The 19091-nt window shown below is 67.5% G+C and carries 16 protein-coding genes and 1 tRNA gene; 14 read left to right on the plus strand and 3 right to left on the minus strand.

Going from position 1 to position 19091, the window contains the following annotated elements:
- Positions 1-7 precede the first annotated feature (7 nt).
- Entirely contained in the window at positions 8-1012 is a 1005-nt protein-coding gene (gene zipA / locus RA164_RS06240; RefSeq protein ID WP_412731070.1) for a cell division protein ZipA, read from the plus strand.
- A gap of 130 nt (positions 1013-1142) precedes the next feature.
- A complete protein-coding gene (locus RA164_RS06245) occupies positions 1143-2984 on the plus strand; it encodes an ABC transporter ATP-binding protein (protein WP_329743492.1) in 1842 nt (613 codons plus the stop codon).
- 37 nt (positions 2985-3021) lie between these two features.
- Here the strand turns inward: RA164_RS06245 and RA164_RS06250 are convergent, their stop codons facing one another.
- Both RA164_RS06250 and RA164_RS06255 read right to left on the minus strand, forming a co-directional pair.
- A complete protein-coding gene (locus tag RA164_RS06250; protein ID WP_329743099.1) occupies positions 3022-4104 on the minus strand; it encodes a glycosyltransferase family 9 protein in 1083 nt (360 codons plus the stop codon).
- A gap of 110 nt (positions 4105-4214) precedes the next feature.
- Entirely contained in the window at positions 4215-4835 is a 621-nt protein-coding gene (locus RA164_RS06255; RefSeq protein WP_329743100.1) for a phosphatase PAP2 family protein, read from the minus strand.
- Positions 4836-5049: 214 nt separating this feature from the next.
- Between RA164_RS06255 and RA164_RS06260 the strand changes: the two genes are divergently transcribed.
- The 8 genes from RA164_RS06260 to RA164_RS06295 all read left to right on the plus strand — a co-directional run bounded on the left by RA164_RS06260 (position 5050) and on the right by RA164_RS06295 (position 14073).
- The gene (locus tag RA164_RS06260; RefSeq protein ID WP_329743101.1) at positions 5050-5475 is read left to right on the plus strand and encodes a MerR family transcriptional regulator; all 426 of its coding nucleotides are present in this window, start codon (positions 5050-5052) and stop codon (positions 5473-5475) included.
- A complete protein-coding gene (locus RA164_RS06265) occupies positions 5472-8051 on the plus strand; it encodes a heavy metal translocating P-type ATPase (RefSeq protein ID WP_329743102.1) in 2580 nt (859 codons plus the stop codon). The genes RA164_RS06260 and RA164_RS06265 overlap by 4 nt, the downstream gene beginning before the upstream one ends.
- 95 nt (positions 8052-8146) lie before the next feature.
- Positions 8147-9430, plus strand: a complete 1284-nt coding sequence (gene folC / locus RA164_RS06270) for a bifunctional tetrahydrofolate synthase/dihydrofolate synthase (RefSeq protein WP_329743103.1) — start codon at positions 8147-8149, stop codon at positions 9428-9430.
- A gap of 88 nt (positions 9431-9518) precedes the next feature.
- Positions 9519-10535, plus strand: coding sequence for an SPOR domain-containing protein (locus RA164_RS06275; RefSeq protein WP_329743104.1), 1017 nt, complete (start codon positions 9519-9521; stop codon positions 10533-10535).
- 34 nt (positions 10536-10569) lie between these two features.
- Positions 10570-11202: a CvpA family protein gene (locus RA164_RS06280; RefSeq protein WP_329743105.1), complete on the plus strand. Its 633-nt coding sequence runs from the start codon at positions 10570-10572 to the stop codon at positions 11200-11202.
- A gap of 7 nt (positions 11203-11209) precedes the next feature.
- On the plus strand, positions 11210-12685 hold the full coding sequence (gene purF, locus RA164_RS06285) for an amidophosphoribosyltransferase (RefSeq protein WP_329743106.1): 1476 nt from the start codon (positions 11210-11212) through the stop codon (positions 12683-12685).
- A 57-nt stretch (positions 12686-12742) separates the two neighbouring features.
- Positions 12743-13588 carry a ferritin-like domain-containing protein gene (locus RA164_RS06290; protein ID WP_329743107.1) on the plus strand — a complete coding sequence of 282 codons (846 nt, stop codon included), beginning with the start codon at positions 12743-12745 and terminating at the stop codon, positions 13586-13588.
- 212 nt (positions 13589-13800) lie between these two features.
- Complete coding sequence (locus RA164_RS06295; protein WP_329743108.1) at positions 13801-14073, plus strand: DUF4242 domain-containing protein; 273 nt, start codon at positions 13801-13803, stop codon at positions 14071-14073.
- Positions 14074-14118: 45 nt separating this feature from the next.
- On the opposite strand, the gene RA164_RS06300 is transcribed toward RA164_RS06295, so the two are convergent.
- Positions 14119-14195 (minus strand) — tRNA-Pro (locus RA164_RS06300).
- A 153-nt stretch (positions 14196-14348) separates the two neighbouring features.
- Between RA164_RS06300 and hisS the strand changes: the two genes are divergently transcribed.
- The 4 genes from hisS (at position 14349) to hisG (ending at position 19085) form a co-directional block, all read left to right on the plus strand.
- Positions 14349-15722: a histidine--tRNA ligase gene (gene hisS, locus RA164_RS06305; RefSeq protein ID WP_329743109.1), complete on the plus strand. Its 1374-nt coding sequence runs from the start codon at positions 14349-14351 to the stop codon at positions 15720-15722.
- 92 nt (positions 15723-15814) lie between these two features.
- Positions 15815-17698 (plus strand): HAL/PAL/TAL family ammonia-lyase, encoded by a 1884-nt coding sequence (locus tag RA164_RS06310; protein WP_412731071.1) that lies wholly within the window; start codon positions 15815-15817, stop codon positions 17696-17698.
- A gap of 158 nt (positions 17699-17856) precedes the next feature.
- Positions 17857-18195 (plus strand): YerC/YecD family TrpR-related protein, encoded by a 339-nt coding sequence (locus tag RA164_RS06315; protein WP_329743111.1) that lies wholly within the window; start codon positions 17857-17859, stop codon positions 18193-18195.
- Entirely contained in the window at positions 18192-19085 is an 894-nt protein-coding gene (gene hisG, locus RA164_RS06320) for an ATP phosphoribosyltransferase (RefSeq protein WP_329743112.1), read from the plus strand. The genes RA164_RS06315 and hisG overlap by 4 nt, the downstream gene beginning before the upstream one ends.
- The last annotated feature ends 6 nt before the right edge of the window (positions 19086-19091 follow it).

Here is a 19091-nt window from a genome sequence, read left to right on the forward strand (position 1 = left end):
ACCCGTGATGATGTTGCCCATCGTGCCCGCGCTTGCATGGAACCCTTCCGTCGGCATTCCGCTGCTGGTCGTCGGCCTGATCGCGTTCGCGCTGATCTGGCTGTTCGGCAAGCCGAAGCAGGAGCAGGGCCGCAGGCGTCAGGCGCCGGCTGAAACAACCGGCGGCGAACGGCGCGAACCGACCCTGGGCGGCGAGTCCAGTCTGGCGGACGACCCGGTGTTCGACGACATGGGACCGGCCAGGGGCCGTGCACCGGCCGTCGAACCGGAGCAGGGCGAGCTCGACATGGGCCTGCGCGAGGAGCTGGAGCGCCTCGGTGCGGCGCTGGCAGGCGAGCAGCGGAATCACGCGCCGTCGGCGCGTGCGCCGTTGAGCGGTACCGCGGCGTCCATCGTGGATGCCTTGCGCAGTCCCGGCGACGGCCATGCCGCCGCATCGCCGGCACCCGCGCCCTCGAAGCCGGCGTCCGTCGAACCGGTATGCCCGGCGCCGGTACCTGCACCCGCACCGGCGCCCGCTGCGGCACCACCGCGTTCGGACCTCGGGCGGCGTCCGGCGCAGATGCCGGTGGAGCGCATCGTCAGCCTGTTCGTGGTGGCGCGCGAGGGCGAGCGCTTCCATGGCCCCGATCTCGTGGTGGCGGCCGAAAAAGCCGGCCTGGAGTTCGGCGACATGGGCATCTATCACCGGCTGGTGGACGGCAAGCGCGAGCTGGGTCCGATCTTCAGCGTGGCCAACATGCTCAAGCCCGGCAGTTTCGACCTGGCGCGGCTCGATGCGCTGCACACGCCCGGGGTGAGCTTCTTCATGACGCTGCCGGCGCCGGTGCCGGCGCTGGATGCGTGGGACACCATGCTGCCGACCGCGCAGCGGCTGGCCGAACTGCTGGAGGGTCAGGTGCTGGACGAGGAACGCAACGCACTGGGTCGCCAGCGCATCGCGTATATCCGCGACGAGCTGCGCGGCTGGGACCGCAACCACGAAGGCGACGAGATCCAGTTCGGCCGCTGACCGGCATGGCCGGGCCGACCTGCGGGTCGTGCCGTGGCGATCGAGCCGCTGACGGGTTGCGTTGCCGCGCCGGACACCGCATGTTGTCGGTTGGCGCGCTCCCGCTGCTCCTTCCCCGGCTTCAATCATGATCTTCCGCTGGTTCGAATCCCTTATCGACGCGTTCAAGGAGCCGGTCGACGGCATGCCGCCGAAGTCGGTCTGGCGCTTCTACGTGTTCTACCTGCGCCAGGTCTGGCCGGTCTTTGCGGCGGTGATCGTGGTCGGCTTCGTCGTGGCGCTGATCGAGGTGTCGCTGTTCGGCTTCATCGGTCGCATCGTTGACCTGGCACGCGGCGTGCCGATGACCGATTTCTTCCGTCTGCACGGGCACGAGCTGATCTGGATGGCGTTGGTGGCGCTGGTGGCGCGGCCGGTGTTCAACAGCCTGCACGATCTGCTGGTGAACCAGGCGATCGTGCCCAGCCTGACCAACCGTATCCGCTGGCAGAACCACCGCTATGTGATCCGCCAGAGTCTGGGTTTTTTCCAGAACGACTATGCCGGTCGCATTGCCAACCGGATCATGCAGACCGGCGGCTCGCTGCGCGAGTCGACGGTGCAGATCGTCGATGCGATCTGGTACGTACTGGTCTACACCGGTACGGCCGCAGCGCTGTTCGCCCATGCCGACATGTGGCTGGCCGCACCGTTGCTGGCCTGGGTCTTCGCCTATGTCGGGCTGCTGGCGTTCTTCATACCGCGCATCAAGCAGCGTTCGTGGAAAGCGTCCGAGGCGCGCTCGAAGCTGATGGGGCGCATCGTCGACGGCTACACCAACGTGCTGACCCTGAAGCTGTTCGCACATACCCGGCGCGAGGAAGCCTATGTGGCCGACGCGATGGCCGAGCAGACCGACAAGCTGCGCCGCATGACCCGGCTGACCACGGCGATGGACGCCAGCATCACCATCCTCAACGGCTTCCTGATCGTCGGCACATCGGGTCTGGCGCTGTGGCTGTGGAGCCGGGGCCATGTGACGGTGGGCGCCATCGCGCTTTCCACCGGGCTGGTGATCCGCATCAACAACATGTCCGGCTGGATCATGTGGGTGGTCAACGGCATTTTCGAGAACGTAGGCACCGTGCAGGACGGCATCACGACCATCGCGCAGCCGCGCGCGGTGCAGGACCACGAGGGTGCAATGCCGCTGGAGGTGACTACCGGCGCGGTGCGCTTCCACGACATCCATTTCCATTACGGCAAGCAGGGCGGCGTCATCGCCGGGCTGGACCTGGCGGTGCGGGCCGGCGAGAAGATCGGCGTGGTCGGCCCGTCGGGTGCGGGCAAGTCCACCCTGGTCAACGTGCTGCTGCGGCTGTACGACCTGGAAAACGGCCATATCAGCATCGACGGGCAGGACATCGCCGGGGTGACCCAGGAAAGCCTGCGCTCGCAGATTGGCGTGGTGACCCAGGACACCTCGCTGCTGCATCGCTCGATCCGCGACAACATCCTTTACGGCCGGCCCGATGCCAGCGAGGCGCAGGTGCTGGATGCGGTGCGCAAGGCGCGTGCGGACGAGTTCATTCCCACGCTGACGGATGGTGAAGGCCGCACCGGTTTCGACGCTCTGGTCGGCGAACGCGGCGTGAAGCTTTCCGGCGGCCAGCGCCAGCGCATCGCGATTGCCCGCGTGCTGTTGAAGGACGCGCCGATCCTGGTGCTGGACGAGGCCACCAGTGCGCTGGATTCCGAGGCGGAAGCGGCGATCCAGGACAGCCTGGACCTGCTGATGCAGGGCAAGACGGTGATCGCGATCGCGCATCGCCTGTCCACGATCGCCCGGATGGACCGGCTGGTGGTCATGGACAAGGGGCGCATCGTGGAAACTGGCAACCATGCCGAACTGGTTGCCCGCGACGGTCTCTACGCGCGCCTGTGGAAACGACAGACCGGCGGTTTCGTGGCGGCGGAAGATACGCTGGCGTGAAGCGACCGCGGCCACGCGGCCGCCGTCGCCGGCGCGGTCAGGCGAGGTCTGCGGCCTTTGTCGTGCGCGGCGGGCAGGCCTGTTCCAGCCAGCGCACCGAGGCCTCGGCCGCTGCGGCGCCGCCCAGCGAAACCGGTGCGTGCATGCCACGGTTGTGCGGTCCGTAGGGCTGGTACTTTTCCAGGTTGTGCTGGATGAACAGCCCCAACGTGGGCGTTTCCGAGGCACAGGCTAGGTGCATCACGCCGCAGTCGCCGCTGATGAAGCCGTCCATGGCCGCGAACACCGCCGCCATCCGGCGCAGGTTGCGCGAATAGAAGGTGGCATGGGTGCCGGGCAACTGCGAACGACCATGGTCGGCCAGCACGTTGACGATGCGGATGTCCGGTCGCAGCGTCTGCAGCGTCGTGACGAAGTCCGACCACCAGGTTTCCGGGTAACGCTTGGCACCGGTCGCGTTGGGAAACAGTCCGATCACCGGGCCGTCGCCGTCGTGGCCCGCAATGGCGGCCAGCGCTCGCCGGCCACGGACCAGTTCCTCGGTATCGAGCTCGATGCCCAGGGTCGGCCAGTCGGCGGACTGGTTGTCGCCGATGGCGGCCCGCAGCAGGTGCACGCTGCGGGTGGCCATGTGGGTGGGGCAGGCGTCCAGATAGCCCTGCAGCGGTCCCGGGGTCTCGTCCAGCGGAAAGCCCAGCTTGTAGGTGGCATGGCTGAGACCCAACGCCATGCGGCCGGAATAGGAGTCAGCGCAGGCGTCGATCGCCAGGTCGTAGCGGTTCCGCCGCATCGCGCGGATCTGCGCGAACAAGGTCCACAGGTGACGGGCGGCTTTGCTGGGCAGGGCGAAGATCGAGCCGAGCATCGGGTGCTCGCCGAACACCATGTCGGCGGCGTGCCCCGAGCACATGATGTCGATTTCGGCGCCGGGATAACGGGCTTCGATCTCGCGCAGCAGTGGGCTGAGCAGCAGCGTGTTGCCCAGCCGGTGATTCAGCCGGCACACCAGGATGCGGTGCATGCCCTGGCCGGGCAGGCCGCCGGGCGGGCACAGGCCGCTGTCGACCGAGCGCAGCAGCATCGAGCTGAACATACCGACGAGGCGGCGGCGCAGCCGCATGACGCGAGCGCGGCGGGTGTCGGCAGTCGGAGCGTGAGGTGGTGTCGTGGACATGCGTTCGATCAATGAATTTCGACTCGTGGACCGGCAATGGTGCCAGACATGGGGCGTCAGAAGCGGTAAGCCAACCCGATCTGGAAACCGCCCGGCAGCCAGCCCAGTATGACCGGACTGTGCGTATGCGTCGCCCACAGACCGAAACCGGTACCCAGCGCGGCGCCGGCCAGCACGTCGCTCTGCCAGTGGCCGCGCACCTTCATGCGGGCGATGGCGTCGTAGACCGGCAGCAGTTCCAGTGCATAGACGGCCGGGTGCTCGCGGCCATAGGTCGCCACGAAGGGCGTCACGGCTGCCGAGATCATGGTCACTTCGCCGCTGGGGAAGCTGTTGTTGTGGATGCCCTGGAAGAAGCGATTCGGGTTGCTGGTGTCGCGCGGACGTTCACGCTGGAAGCTGACTTTCAGGGCCGCCGATGCCACGCTGGAAAAGGCCACCGCATCGACCGAGCGCCAGAACGTGTCGCCCAGCTGGTTGTGGTCACCCAGCAGCAGCGCGCCGCCGGCGACGGTCAGTGCGGTGCCGTATTCAAGATCGATCTGGGTACTGCGCTTCCAGATGCCGTGATCGTCGTAGTGCAGACGGTGGTCGATGCCCAGCAGGCCGCCGGCATGGGCGCAGGGGCTGCCCAGCACGGCCAGGCAGCACACCATGAAAATGGCGACGCGACGCATGATGTTTCCCCTCCGGCAGTCCCCGTGGCTGCGCTCGGTCCAGCGGCAGCATGGTCGCGCACAGCGCTTTGCCCTTACTTAGGGTTGCCCTGACGGGCCCCGGCGCAACCATGGCCAAGTCCGGATAAGGATGGTACTGCCGGTCCGTTTGTTCTGGCGACACCGCCGACCATGGGTTGACTCTTGACCTTGATCCATGGTCTAGACTTTTCGCATGACCATGCAAAATGCCTCCCTGACCATCGGTGCCGTCGCCAAGCGCGTCGGTGTTGCCATCGACACCATCCGCTACTACGAGCGCGAAGGCCTGCTGCCGGAACCGCAGCGGCGCGCGTCGGGCTATCGCAGCTATGACGAAGGCGCGATCACGCAGCTTCGCTTCATCCGGCGGGCCAAGGACCTGGGCTTCACCCTCGAGGAGATCCGCGAGCTGCTGGCGCTGTCGGCCGATCGCCAGCGCGGCGTGAAGGCGGTGAAGCAGCGTGCCGAGCAGCGGCTGGCGGCCATTGAGCAACGTATCGCCGAACTGCAGCGCGTGCGCGACGGCTTGTCGAAGCTGGTGGCGTCCTGCCCGGGGCATGGCCGGCCGGAGGAATGTCCGATCCTGCGCGCGCTTGCCGATGACGGAGAACTGTCATGAGCGAGAAGGGAAGCTGCTGCCATGCGGGCGCCCCCGTGACGAAGCCGGCCGCGAAAGCCATCGACCCGGTCTGCGGCATGACCGTGGATACTGACGCGTCGGCCCATTCGACAACGCACGACGGGCAGCTTTTCCACTTCTGCTGCGCCGGCTGCAAGACGGCATTCGAGGCCGAGCCCGCACGCTACCCGCACAAACCCGCAGCGATGCCGCTGGCTTCGTCCTGCTGTGCGGCGAAGGCGGCGGCCGAACATCAGGTGGCGCATGCCGACACGGCCAGCCACACCATGGCGAAGGACCCGGTCTGCGGCATGACCGTCGATCCGCAGACCGCGAAACACCACGCGGAGCATGCGGGGACCACCTACTTCTTCTGCGCGGCACGTTGCCGCGAGAAATTCATGGCCGATCCGGAGGCCTATCTGGGCGGTCGCAAACCGGCGGTCGCGGCACCTGCTGGCGCCATCTATACCTGCCCGATGCACCCGGATGTGCAGCAGGTTGGTCCGGGCGACTGTCCCAAGTGCGGCATGGCGCTGGAGCCGATGATGCCGAGCCTGGACGAGGACGGGAGTGACGAGCTGCGCTCCATGGCGCGGCGTTTCGCGACCCTGCTCGCGCTGACCCTGCCGGTGTTCGTGCTGGCGATGGCGTCGCATCTGGGCGGCTGGCACATGCCGGTGCGATGGGCGGTCGCAGCCGGCTGGGTCGAGGCGCTGCTGGCGACGGTCGTGGTGCTGTGGGGCGGCGCGCCGTTCTTCGTGCGTGGCTGGCGTTCACTGCGGCCGTGGTCGCCGAACATGTACACGCTGATCGCCCTGGGCACCGGCGTGGCCTGGCTCTACAGCATCGTGGCGTTCCTGTTGCCGGCGGTGTTCCCGGCGGGTTTTCGCGATGCGCAGGGCCGTGTCGCGGTGTATTTCGAATCAGCCGCGGTGATTGTCACCCTGGTGACCCTGGGCGACTTCCTCGAGCTGCGTGCGCGACGCCGTACCGGTTCGGCCCTCAAGGCCCTGCTGGGGCTGGCGCCGAAGACGGCGCTGCGGATCGCCGCCGATGGCAGCGAAGCCGAGGTGCCGCTCGATCAGGTGCATGTCGACGATGTGCTACGTGTGCGTCCCGGCGAGAAGGTGCCGGTCGACGGCGAGGTGCTGTCGGGCGACAGCCATGTCGATGAGTCCATGCTCACCGGCGAACCGATGCCGGTGGCCAAGGCTGCCGGGGATGCGCTGGCCGGCGGCACCGTGAACGGCAATGGCGTGCTGACCCTGCGTGCGCGCAAGGTCGGCAATGACACCTTGCTGGCGCAGATCGTGGCGCAGGTGGCGCAGGCGCAGCGCAGCAAGGCCCCGCTGCAGCGCACGGCCGACCGCGTGGCGGCGTGGTTCGTGCCGGCGGTGGTGGCGGTGGCATGCATGGCGTTTGCGGCCTGGGCGCTGCTGGGGCCGGAACCGCGCCTGGCGCATGCGCTGATCGCTGGTGTGTCGGTGCTGATCGTGGCGTGTCCATGCGCGCTGGGGCTGGCGACACCGATCTCGATCATGGTGGCCAGCGGTCGCGGCGCGCAGCATGGCGTGTTGTTCAAGGACGCCGGGGCGATCGAGAGCTTGCGCGACATCGACACGCTGGTGCTGGACAAGACCGGCACGCTGACCGATGGTCGCCCGGTGTTACGCGACGTGGAGCCCCTGGCCGGGCTGCCGAAGACGCGCCTGCTGGCGCTGGCGGCGGCGCTGGAGCGCTCCAGCGAACATCCGCTGGCCCGGGCTGTCGTGGCCGGTGCGGACGCCGGGGATGTGCCAGCGCTGGTGTCGGCTGATGTCCGCGCGGAGCCGGGGCGCGGCGTCGGCGGCGTGGTGGATGGCTGCAAGGTGGTGCTGGGTAATGCGCCGTGGTTGCAGGATCTCGGGATCGCCATTGACCAGGATGCGCTGTCCCGTGCCGAGGCAATGCGCAAGGAAGGCGCGACGGCGGTGTTTCTGGCCGTGGACAACGCGCTGGTCGGCCTGCTTGCGGTCGCCGATCGGATCAAGCCGGGTACCCCGGCCGCACTCGACGCACTGCGCGAGGCCGGCCTGCGCATCGTCATGCTCACCGGCGACAACGCCACCACTGCGCAGGCGGTGGCGACGGCGCTCCACATCGACGAGGTCCATGCGGATGCCACGCCCACCGGCAAGGCCGACGTGGTGAATGCCCTGCGTCGGCAGGGACAGCGCGTGGCGATGGCCGGCGACGGCATCAACGATGCCCCGGCGCTGGCTGCCGCCGACATCGGCATTGCCATGGGCAATGGCACCGACGTGGCGATGGAAAGCGCGCAGGTGACCCTGGTGAAAGGCGAGCTGGGCGCGATCCTGCGTGCACGACAGCTGTCGCAGGCCACCGTGCGCAACATCCGCCAGAACCTGTTCTTTGCCTTCGTCTACAACGGCATCGGCGTGCCGCTGGCGGCTGGTGTGCTGTATCCGTGGTTCGGCATCGTGCTGTCGCCGATGATCGCCGCGCTGGCGATGAGCCTGAGTTCGGTGTCGGTGGTCAGCAACGCACTGCGGCTGCGTCACGCTTCGGCGTGACGACGGTGTCGCCGGGTTCCGCCGCCGGGGCATGCCGTGCCCGCGTCCCGGCGATGCCTTAAGCTGCGCGCCTGCCTGTCCCGCACGGTTTCCGCATGACCCGAACACTTTCCGAATGGCTGGCGTATCAGGAACACGTCAACCCGCGCAGTATCGAGCTCGGGCTCGAGCGGGTGCGTGCCGTCTGGCAGCGCATGGGGCATGCGGCACCGGCGCGGCGGGTCGTCACCGTCGGCGGCACCAACGGCAAGGGTTCCACGGTGGCGCTGCTGGAAGCCATGCTGCGCGCGGCCGGCCTGAGTGTGGGCTGCTACACGTCGCCGCACCTGCTGAACTACAACGAGCGTGTGCGCATCGACGGGCGGGATGCCGACGACGCGGCCCTGGTCGACAGCTTCGAGCGCATCGAAGCGGCACGGGGCGATACGCCGCTGACCTATTTCGAGTTCGGCACGCTGGCGGCACTGGACCTGTTCGCGCGGGCGGCACTCGATGTCGCGGTGCTCGAGGTCGGTCTGGGGGGGCGGCTCGATGCGGTCAACATCGTCGATGCCGACGTGGCGGTGGTGACCACGGTGGATCTCGACCACATGGACTGGCTGGGCCCGGACCGCGACAGCATCGGGCACGAAAAGGCGGGTATCGCACGGCAAGGGCGCCCCGTCGTGGTAGGTGAAACCGAGCCGCCCGCCGGGCTGCTCGACGCGCTTGCCACTGCCGGTGCGGTTGTCGAGCGTGCGGGACGCGATTTTTTCGCGGAGCGTGGCACAACGGACTGGCGTTGGCGTCATCGCGACGGCACCGTGCTGACACTGCCGAATCTCGCACTGGCCGCGCCGGTGCAGTTCGCGAATGCCGCCACGGCGGTCGCGGTCCTGCATGTCACGCTGGCGGATGGCCAGCGGCTGCTTGCGCCGGCGAAGCTGGCCGATGCGGCACCAGCCGGCCTGCGCGAGGTGAAGGTAGCGGCACGCCTGCAGGCGCTGGGCGGCGACCCGGCCGTGTTTGTCGATGTAGCCCACAACCCGCAGGCGGCGCGGGCGCTGGCGGCATGGCTGGACACCCAGCCGGCGATGCCCACGCATGCCGTGTACGGCGCGCTTGCCGACAAGGATGTGGCTGGCGTGATCGCTGCACTGGGCGACCGTATCGCGCACTGGCACCTGGCCGGTCTTGAGCGTGACACGCCACGCGGATTGCCGGTCGCGGCGCTGGTCGAGCGCCTGCAGACGATCTTGCCGGACGCACCGTACGACGCTTGCGACGACGTGGCTGCCGCACTGACGGCGGCCCGCGCAAAGGCTTGTCCGGGGGCGCGCATCCTGGTGTTCGGCTCCTTTTTCTTGGCGACGGCGGTGCTCGGGCACGTCGCCGCCTGAATCAACAGGCCGCCGATGCCGTTAAGGCGGGTGCGGGCGGGTATAATCACGCTGCTGCATGCCGTCCCCGTCGCTTCTGGAGTCAACCTTGAACACACGTCTGCTGGGAGCCGCCGTTCTGATTGCACTGGCGGTGCTGGTCGTGCCGATGCTTTTTTCCAGCAAGCCGTCGACGGGAAGCAGCGACCAGCCGGTAAGCCTGGCGATACCGCCGGCGCCGGACAGCAACCTGCAGACCAAAACGCTGAGCCTGGTGCCCGGTGGCGTGGCGCCGGCCTCGTCGGTCGGCACGGCGCAGCACCCGGTCATTCCGATGAACACCACTACCGTGACGCCCGGCGCGGGTGACCGCCTGGCGACGGTGAACATTGGTTCCAGCCGGCCCCGTGACGTGGGTCCGGGTGCCGCGGCGCCGACCAACACCACGCCTGCGGCAGCGCCGGTACAGACGCCGACCGCTACCGCTCCCGCACCGGTGCCCGCACCCGTGCAGAAAGCCGTATCCAGGCCGGTCGCGGCGGCGCCGAAAGCCGTCGTCCCGCAGCAGCAGGCGCCGAAACCCGCGCCAGCGTTGCCGCCGGCCACCGCCGCACGCGGCCATTACACGCTCAACCTCAGCGCCTACAGCGCCAGTGGCGCGCAACGCCTGATCGGACGCGTGCGCGCGCTGGGTTATCCGGCCCATGGCCAGGTCATCCAGCGGGCGGGCAAGTCGCTGACGCTGGTCAGCGCGGGGCCGTTCAATACGCGCGCAGCGGCGGAAGCGGCACGGTTGAAGATAGTGCAGTCGATTCCCGGCGCGCCGGCGCATCTGGAAAGCGGTGCGGGCACGCCGGGCGGGGACATGCCGGCGGCGGCCACGACGCGTGTCGGTGGCTGGGCCGTGCAGGTGGCCGCGATGGGTGGCCAGGCGGACGCCAACGCCTTGCGCGACAAGCTGCGTGCGGCCGGTTTCGACGGTTTCGTGGATTCGGTCAGCGTGAACGGCAAGCGCCTGTGGCGGGTGCGCGCGGGTCCGCAGACCCAGCGCGACGACGCCATGCGCGTGCGTGACCAGATCAAGGCACGACTGGGGCTGGCCGGCAATGTGGTCAGCGTCCCCTGAGTACGGCTTTTGACGGTTCGGGAGTGCAGTCCAGGTGAGTTGGGTCGACTACATCATCCTCGTTGTGCTGGGCATGTCCGTGCTGGTCGGGCTACTGCGTGGCCTGGTTTCTGAGGTGCTGGCGCTGGCCACCTGGATCGCCGCGTTCTGGGTGGCCTGGACGTTCGGTCCGGACGTTTCGGCGCGCCTCGAACACCACATCGATGAGCCGTCGATCCGGCTGGTGGCCGGATATGCGCTGTGTTTCGTGTCCGTGTTGGTATTGGGTGCGCTGGTCCGTTTCGTGATCCACCGGCTGGTGGAAGGGACCGGGCTGAGCGGTACCGACCGCCTGCTGGGCATGCTGTTCGGTTTCGCCCGCGGCGTGCTGCTGGTGAGCCTGATGGTGTTCCTGATGGGGTTCACCAACGCCACCAACGATACGTGGTGGACACATTCGGCGCTGCTGCCGCAGTTCCAGGGTGTTGCCACCTGGCTGGGCGGGCAGTTGCCCGCAAACGTGCGCCAGCATCTGCATCCGGTGCGCATCCCCAGCCATTTACCGACGTTGCCTTCGACCCTGCCGGCCGGCTTGCAGCCTGCCCATGGAGAATCGGCTGCGTCGCCCCCACTTTCCATGCCTGTCGCGGCGACGCGACCGGCAGCAACGGCCAACAGCAGCAGGTAGCAGTTCCATGTGCGGAATCATCGGTATTGTCGGTACCACCGAGGTGGCGTCGGCGCTTTATGACGGCTTGACGGTGCTTCAGCATCGCGGCCAGGACGCGGCAGGCATCGCCACCGTGGATGGTGCGCGACTGCGCCTGCACAAGGGCAACGGCCTGGTGCGCGACGTGTTCACTCAGCGTGCCATGAGCGGCCTGCGCGGGCGTGTCGGCATCGGTCACTGCCGTTACCCGACGGCCGGTTCGGAGGGCGCCGAGGAGGCCCAGCCGTTCTACGTGAACTCGCCGTACGGCATCGCCTTCGCGCACAACGGCAACCTGGTGAACACCGAATCGCTGCGCAAGGAGATGTTCGAGGACGACCGGCGTCACATCAACACCGACTCGGACTCGGAGATCCTGCTCAACGTGCTGGCGCACGAGCTGCAGATCCAGGACCGCATGGCGCTGACGCCCGATCACATCTTCAAGGCGGTGGCCGGCGTGCACGCGCGGGCGCGCGGCGGTTATGCCTGCATCGCGCTGCTGCTGGGCTATGGTCTGCTGGCGTTCCGCGATCCGCATGGCATCCGGCCGCTGGTGCTGGGCGAGCGGGTGACTTCGGAGGGGCGCGAATACGCGGTCGCGTCGGAGTCGGTGGCGCTTGACGTGCTGGGCTTCAAGCGCCTGCGCGACGTGGCCCCGGGCGAGGCGGTGTTCATCACCAACGATGGCCAGTTGTTCTCCCGGCATTGCGCCGACGGCGCGGTCCATTCGCCGTGCATTTTCGAGTATGTCTACCTGGCCCGGCCTGACTCGATGATCGAGAACGTGTCGGTGTACAAGGCGCGCCTGCGCATGGGCCAGAAGCTGGCCGAGAAGATCATGCGTGAGCGGCCCGACCATGGCATCGATGCCGTCATCCCGATTCCCGACACCGCGCGCACGGCGGCCAGTGCGCTGGCCGAGGCGCTGGGCGTGCCGTTCCGCGAGGGCTTCGTGAAGAACCGCTACGTGGGGCGCACCTTCATCATGCCGGGGCAGGGCGACCGGGTGAAATCGGTACGCCGCAAGCTCAACCCGGTCGAGCTGGAATTCCGCAAGAAGACCGTGTTGCTGGTGGACGACTCGATCGTGCGCGGCACCACGTCGCGGCAGATCATCCAGATGGCGCGCGACGCGGGGGCCAGGCAGGTGTATTTCGCGTCTGCCGCGCCGCCGGTGCGCTACCCCAACGTGTACGGCATCGACATGCCTTCGGCCACGGAACTGGTGGCTGCCGGCAAGACCGAGCAGGAAGTGCAGGGCATGCTCGGCGCCGACTGGCTGATCTACCAGGATCTGAGCGATCTGGTGTGGGCAGTTCAGGACGGCAACGAGTCGTTGCAGGATTTCGATGCCTCGTGCTTCAACGGCGAGTACATCACCGGGCTCGACGACAACTACCTGCGCCAGATCGAGATGCTGCGCTCGGACGACGCCAAGGCCGCGCGCCGCAGCGCGTGAGCAGGCGCTGTCCGCTCCGCGCCGGAAGACAGGTCCGTACCGGGCGGAGCATCTCGCATGCGTCCGGCTGAGACTGCTGTGGCGCTGACCGGAGCGGCAGACCTGCATGCCGCCGCCAAGGCTTGCCTGGACGCCACCGATCCCGCCGAGAAACTGTGCCTGACACGCGCGGTGTGGGCGGCGGTGGCATCCGGCGAACTGCGGCCGGACCCCTCTGCGGACCCACCCGAGCCGATCGGCGCTGCCGGTCGGCCGGCGCGGCCGCAGCTGGTCAGCGCGCGTCAGGTGCCGCAGCGTGGCCTTGGTACGGCGGAGGGGCGTGCCGCGCTGGTGCATGCGGTGGCGCATATCGAGTTCAACGCGATAAACCTGGCCTGGGATGCGGTCTACCGCTTCCGCGGCATGCCCGGCGATTACTACCGGGACTGGGTCAGTTGCGCCCACGACGAGGCGCGGCACTTCGCCCTGCTGTCCGCGCGGCTGGCCGAGCTGGGGCATGCCTACGGTGACTTCGACGCGCACAACGGCTTGTGGGACATGGCCGAGAAGACCGCGCACCACGACACCGCGCGCATGGCCCTGGTGCCGCGCGTGCTGGAGGCGCGCGGACTGGACGTGACGCCGGGCATGATCGAGCGTCTGCACCACGCCGGCGACGAACGCACCATCGCCGTGCTGGAGGTGATCCTGCGCGAGGAAGTGGCCCACGTGGCTGCTGGCACGCGCTGGTATCGCTGGTGCTGCGAACGAGACGGTAGCGACCCGTTCGAAACCTTCTTCGCGTTGTTGCGCGAGTACATGGGCGTCAGCCTGCGTGGCCCCTTCAACCGCCCGGCACGACTGGAGGCAGGCTTCATCGAGGCCGAGCTGGACAGGCTGGCGGCATTGGCTGCGGCTGGCTGAAGGAGCCCGGCGGAAAGCGGCTTGGTCGCTGTCGCAAGGTCAAGGTTCGATGCCGAGGAAACGGATCGTCAGGCCCCGCTGGCAAGCGGCTGAGCCGGCGCTGCACTGCAGCTTTTTCCCCACCGACGGGGCGAGTATGTTCGGGCGGTCGCCACTCGGACCGCCGGGGCGCGATCCTGCTTCGACGGCCGATCCCTCGATGGAGAGCTGTCATGCCGAAATTCCTGATCGAACGCGAAATCCCGGGCGCCGGTGCACTTACATCGGAGCAGCTCAAGAGCATCTCGCAGACTTCCTGCGGTGTACTGCAGTCGATGGGGCCCCGCATCCAGTGGGTGCAAAGCTACGTCACCGACGACAAGGTCTACTGCGTCTACATCGCGCCGGACGAGGCGACCGTGCGCGAGCATGCCAGCCAGGGAGGCTTTCCGGCCAACAAGGTAACCCCGATCCATGCCGTCATCGACCCGACCACGGCCGAATGACGGGCAACGAAAAGCCGGCGCAAGGCCGGCTTTTCGTTGAAACATTGGTCGGGGAGACAGGATTTGAACCTGCGACTTCTACGTCCCGAACGTAGCGCTCTACCAGGCTGAGCTACACCCCGTGGGAGCCGCGTATCTTAGTGTCAGTGTCGCCACTTGGCAACAGGTCGATGCGGATTCGCGATCTGCGGCGCCGGTCGGCGGGCGGCAGCCTTCTGCTACCCTATAAGGCTGCCGTCGTACGGCTTACCGTCAACGTTGAATCGAGGAATTCCATGGCGCTTACACCGGCCCGCACCATGCCTGGCGTGCTCGAATTGCTGCCGCTCGACCAGATCGCGTTCCAGCGCATGCTCGACACGATCCGCCGCAACTACGAGCGCTTCGGTTTCCTGCCGATCGAAACGCCGGCCATCGAATTTTCCGACGTGCTGCTGACCAAGACCGGCGGCGAAACCGAGCGGCAGGTGTATTTCGTGCAGTCGACCGGTGCGCTGGCCAAGGAGGGTACGCCGGAGCTGGCGTTGCGCTTCGACCTCACCGTGCCGCTGGCGCGCTACGTGGCCGAGCACGAGCACGACCTGAGCTTTCCGTTCCGCCGCTACCAGATGCAGCGCGTGTACCGCGGTGAGCGCGCGCAGCGCGGTCGCTTCCGCGAGTTCTACCAGTGCGACATCGACGTGATCGGCAAGGACAGCCTGTCGATCCGCTATGACGCCGAGATTCCGGCGGTGATCTACAGCGTGTTCCGTGAGCTGGATATCGGCGCCTTCACCATCCAGCTCAACAACCGCAAGCTGATGCGCGGCTACTTCGAGAGTCTGGGCATCGCCGATGGCGAGCAGCAGATGCTGGTGCTGCGCGAAGTGGACAAGCTGGACAAGCGCGGTGCCGACTACGTACGCGACACGCTTACCAGCGAGGCCTTCGGCCTGTCGGTCGAGGTGGCCGACAAGATCCTCGCCTTCGTTCAGGTGCGTTCGAGCTCGCTGCAGGACGCCTTCGACAAGCTCGATGCGCTGGGCGCCGGTCCCGCGTCGATGGAGCAGGGCCGCGCCGAACTGAAGGAAGTGCTGGGCCTGATCCGCGACTTCGGCGTGCCGGAAACGCACTTCGCGCTGAACCTGTCGATCGCGCGCGGACTCGACTATTACACCGGCATGGTCTACGAGACCACGCTGAACGAGCACCCGCAGATCGGCTCGATCTGTTCCGGCGGGCGTTACGAGAATCTGGCCAGCCAGTACACCAAGTCGAAGCTGCCCGGCGTGGGCATTTCCATCGGCCTGACGCGCCTGTACTGGCAGCTGCGCGATGCAGGGCTGATCGACACTGCGCGCAGCACCGTCGAGGTGCTGGTGACGCAGATGGACGAATCGCAGCTGCCAGCCTACCTGGCTTTGGCCAGTGAGCTGCGCGGTGCCGGCATCGCCACCGAAGTGGTACTGGAAGGCGGCAAGCTGGGCAAGCAGTTCAAGTACGCCGACCGCGCGGGCATCCGTTTCGTGATCGTGCTGGGCGAGGACGAGATCGCCAAGAACGTGGTCACCGTGAAGGACCTGCGTCGGGAAGACCAGTTCGAGGTGTCGCGCGACGACCTCATCAAGACCCTGCGGGTGGAGCTGGAGCAGGCTGCCGCGATGGGTTGAGCCCGGCCCTGTCTGCCGGCTTGACGTAATCCAGTGCCGCACCTGTCGGAGCAGGTGCGGCGATCGACACATGCATGCGTTGGAGCGTTTTCGTGAGCGAAACCATTCGTCTTGATGGCCGCAGTCTCAGTCGTGCCCAGCTGGTCGCCGTGGCCAGGCACGGTGCGAAGGTGGAACTTGATCCCGGGCAGCTGCAACACGTGCAGCGGGCCGCGGACTTCCTGGCCGAGAAGGTGAGCTGCGGCGAGCCGACCTATGGTGTCACCACCGGCTTCGGCAGCAATGCCGACAAGCTGCTGGGCGCGCATCGCGTGCGCGACGAACTGCCCGGCGGCAATCCGCATCAGCCGCAGGGCACGCTGATGGAGGAACTGCAGCACAACCTGATCACCACCCATGCCGTCTGCGTGGGCAAGCCGTTCGCGGCCGACGTGGTGCGCGCGATGCTGGCGATCCGGGTCAATACGCTGATGCGCGGCCATTCCGGCATCCGGGTGGAGACGCTGCAGGCGCTGGCGGCCATGCTCAATGCGGGCGTGGTGCCGGTAGTGCCGGAAAAGGGCTCGGTCGGCGCAAGTGGCGACCTGGCACCGCTGTCGCACCTGGCGATCGTGCTGCTGGGTGGCGGCGAGGCGTTCTACCGGGACGAGCGCATGCCCGGCGGCGAGGCACTCAAGCGTGCCGGGCTCGAGCCGGTGCGGCTGTCGTTCAAGGAAGGCCTGGCGCTGAACAACGGCACCGCGCAGATGCTGGCGACCGCGACCCTGGCGCTGGACGACCTGGACTATCTGCTGGGCCTGGCCGATCTGGCTGCAGCGATGACGCTGGACGCCTTCGCCGGGCGCAGCGGCGCGCTGCGTCCGGAGGTGCATGCCCTGCGTCCGCATCCGGGGCAGGTCGACACCGCGGCGCACGTGCGCGGGCTGCTGCAGGGCTCGACCCTGCTCGACATTCCGTATCACCTGGTGCCGCGCTTCAAGTCATGGAGTGCCGAGGCATGGACCACGCCGGAAGACCAGGCACTCAGCTTCGACATCGGCTGGGACTGGGTGCCGGCCAATCAGCGGCATGGCCGCGAGGCGTTCTATGCGCGCTTCCTGCCGTTCAAGGGCGGCAAGAAGCATCAGCCGCAGGACGCCTACTGCCTGCGCTGCATGCCGCAGGTGCATGGCGCGGTGCGCGATGCCTGGGCGCAGGCCTGCCGGGTGATCGATATCGAACTGAATGCGGTCACCGACAATCCGCTGATCTTCCCCGAAGCCGAGAATCCCCAGTTCATCGAGGACCAGGTGATCTCGGCCGGCCACTTCCACGGCATGCCGCTGGCACTGGCGATGAGCTACGTGAAGGCGGCGATTCCCGTGCTGGCTTCGATCTCCGAGCGACGCCTCAACAAGCTGGTCGACCCGGCCACCAACGATGGTCTGCCGGCGTTTCTGACCGGCAACGAGGACGGTACCGATTCCGGTTTCATGATCGTGCAGTACACCGCGGCGGCCCTGGTCAACGACCTGGCCACACGTGCGCACCCGGCCAGTGTGTATTCGGTGCCGACCAGCGCCAATGCCGAGGACCACGTGTCGATGGGCGCCAACGAGGCGCGTCACGTGCTGGGGATGATGGACGACCTTGGCCACGTGGTTGCGCTGGAGCTCTACACCGCCGCCCAGGCATTGGATTTCCGCCAGGAAATGCTCAATGCGGCGCGTCGGCTGGCCGCGCGTGGTGACTGGCAGGCGCTGGCCGAGAAGGTGGCCAATGCGCCGCGCGAAGGCCATTCGCACCATGCCGCTTTCGTCGACGAGGTGAAGACGCTGACTGCCGCACTGGCACAGGTGGGCGACTTCCATGCCGGTACGTCCGTGCGTGCCGCGCATGAGACGCTGCGTCGGCACATCGGCTTCATGCATCGCGACCGGGCGATGGACGGTGACGTGCGCACGGTCTGCGAACTGGTGCGGCAACGGGTGTTCTGAGCGCGTTATGCGCGCAGTTCACGAGTAAGCGGAGAGGGCGGCCATGGGCCGCCCTTTTTCATACATGCTTCCCGGATGAATGTGGCGGGTGGGCATCGCTTGCCGGTGTCATGGGATTAGCGTATCCTTGATCCACTGTATTAACGCATTAGCACATTATGAAGCGTCGTTCGCTCGATCCAGAGACACCGGCGGAGTCCGTCGAGGCAAGCCTGTACAAGGCTTTGCTCTCGCTGAAGACACCGGCCGAGATGTCCGCCTTCCTGCACGATCTGTGCACACCGGCGGAACTGGAGGTGCTGGTGGACCGCTGGCGCGTGGTGCCGTTGCTGCTGGATGGCATGCCGTATCGGCAGATCCACGAACGCACCGCCGTCAGCATCACCACGATCGGGCGCGTGGCGCGTTTCCTCAACCAGGGCAACGGCGGTTATCTCGCTGCCGCGGCACGCGCCACGCGCGGCCAGTCCGTCGCCAAGAAGAAGGCCAGCACATGAAACAGCGCGACCGTCTGCGCATCGCCATGCAGAAATCCGGCCGGCTCACCGAGCCGGCACTCGACCTGCTGAAGCGGTGTGGGCTTACTTTCCGTCAGAGCCGCGACAAGCTGTTCTGCTTCGGCGAGGGCGAGCCGGTGGACCTGCTGCTGGTCCGTGACGACGACATCCCCGGCCTGATCGCCCAGGGTGTCTGCGATCTGGGCATCGTCGGCCGCAATGTGCTGGACGAGTTCCGCCTCACCGACGGTCGCGAAGCCGCTCCGCTGGCGGAGCTGCGTCCGCTGGGTTTCGGTCGTTGTCGCCTGTCCATCGCGGTGCCGCAGGAGATGGAATACAGCGAACCGGGCCAACTGTCCGGCATGCGCATCGCCACCTCGTATCCGGGGCTGCTCGGCGAATGGCTGCGTAACCATGGCGTGGACGCCGGTGTGGTGACCCTGGCCGGCTCGGTCGAAATCGCGCCGCGGCTGGGCACGGCCGAACTGATCTGCGATCTGGTGCAGAGCGGTGGCACCCTGGTCGCCAACCAGTTGCGCGAGGCCGACGTGCTGCTGGAAAGCGAGGCCGTGCTGGCCGGTCCGCAGGCGCTGCCCAGCGACGAGCGCGGCGACATGCTGGAGCTGCTGCTGAAGCGGCTCGACGGCGTGATTCAGGTCAGTGAGTCGCGGTTGCTGCTGCTGCAGACCTCGCGCGGTGCGCTGGATGCGATCACCCGGCTGTTGCCCGGTGGCCCGCAGCCGACCCTGCTGCCGGTGGCCGGCCAGCCGGACCAGCTGATGGTGCAGGCGCTGTGTGCCGGCGAAGTGAGCTGGCGGCAGCTCGAGGAAATCAAACGAGCCGGTGCGCGCGAGATGTTCGTGCTGCCGGTGGAGAAGATGCTGGCATGAACCCGG

Origin of the sequence: Dyella sp. A6 (genome assembly GCF_036320485.1) — a bacterium.
GTDB lineage: Bacteria > Pseudomonadota > Gammaproteobacteria > Xanthomonadales > Rhodanobacteraceae > Rhodanobacter_A > Rhodanobacter_A aluminiiresistens.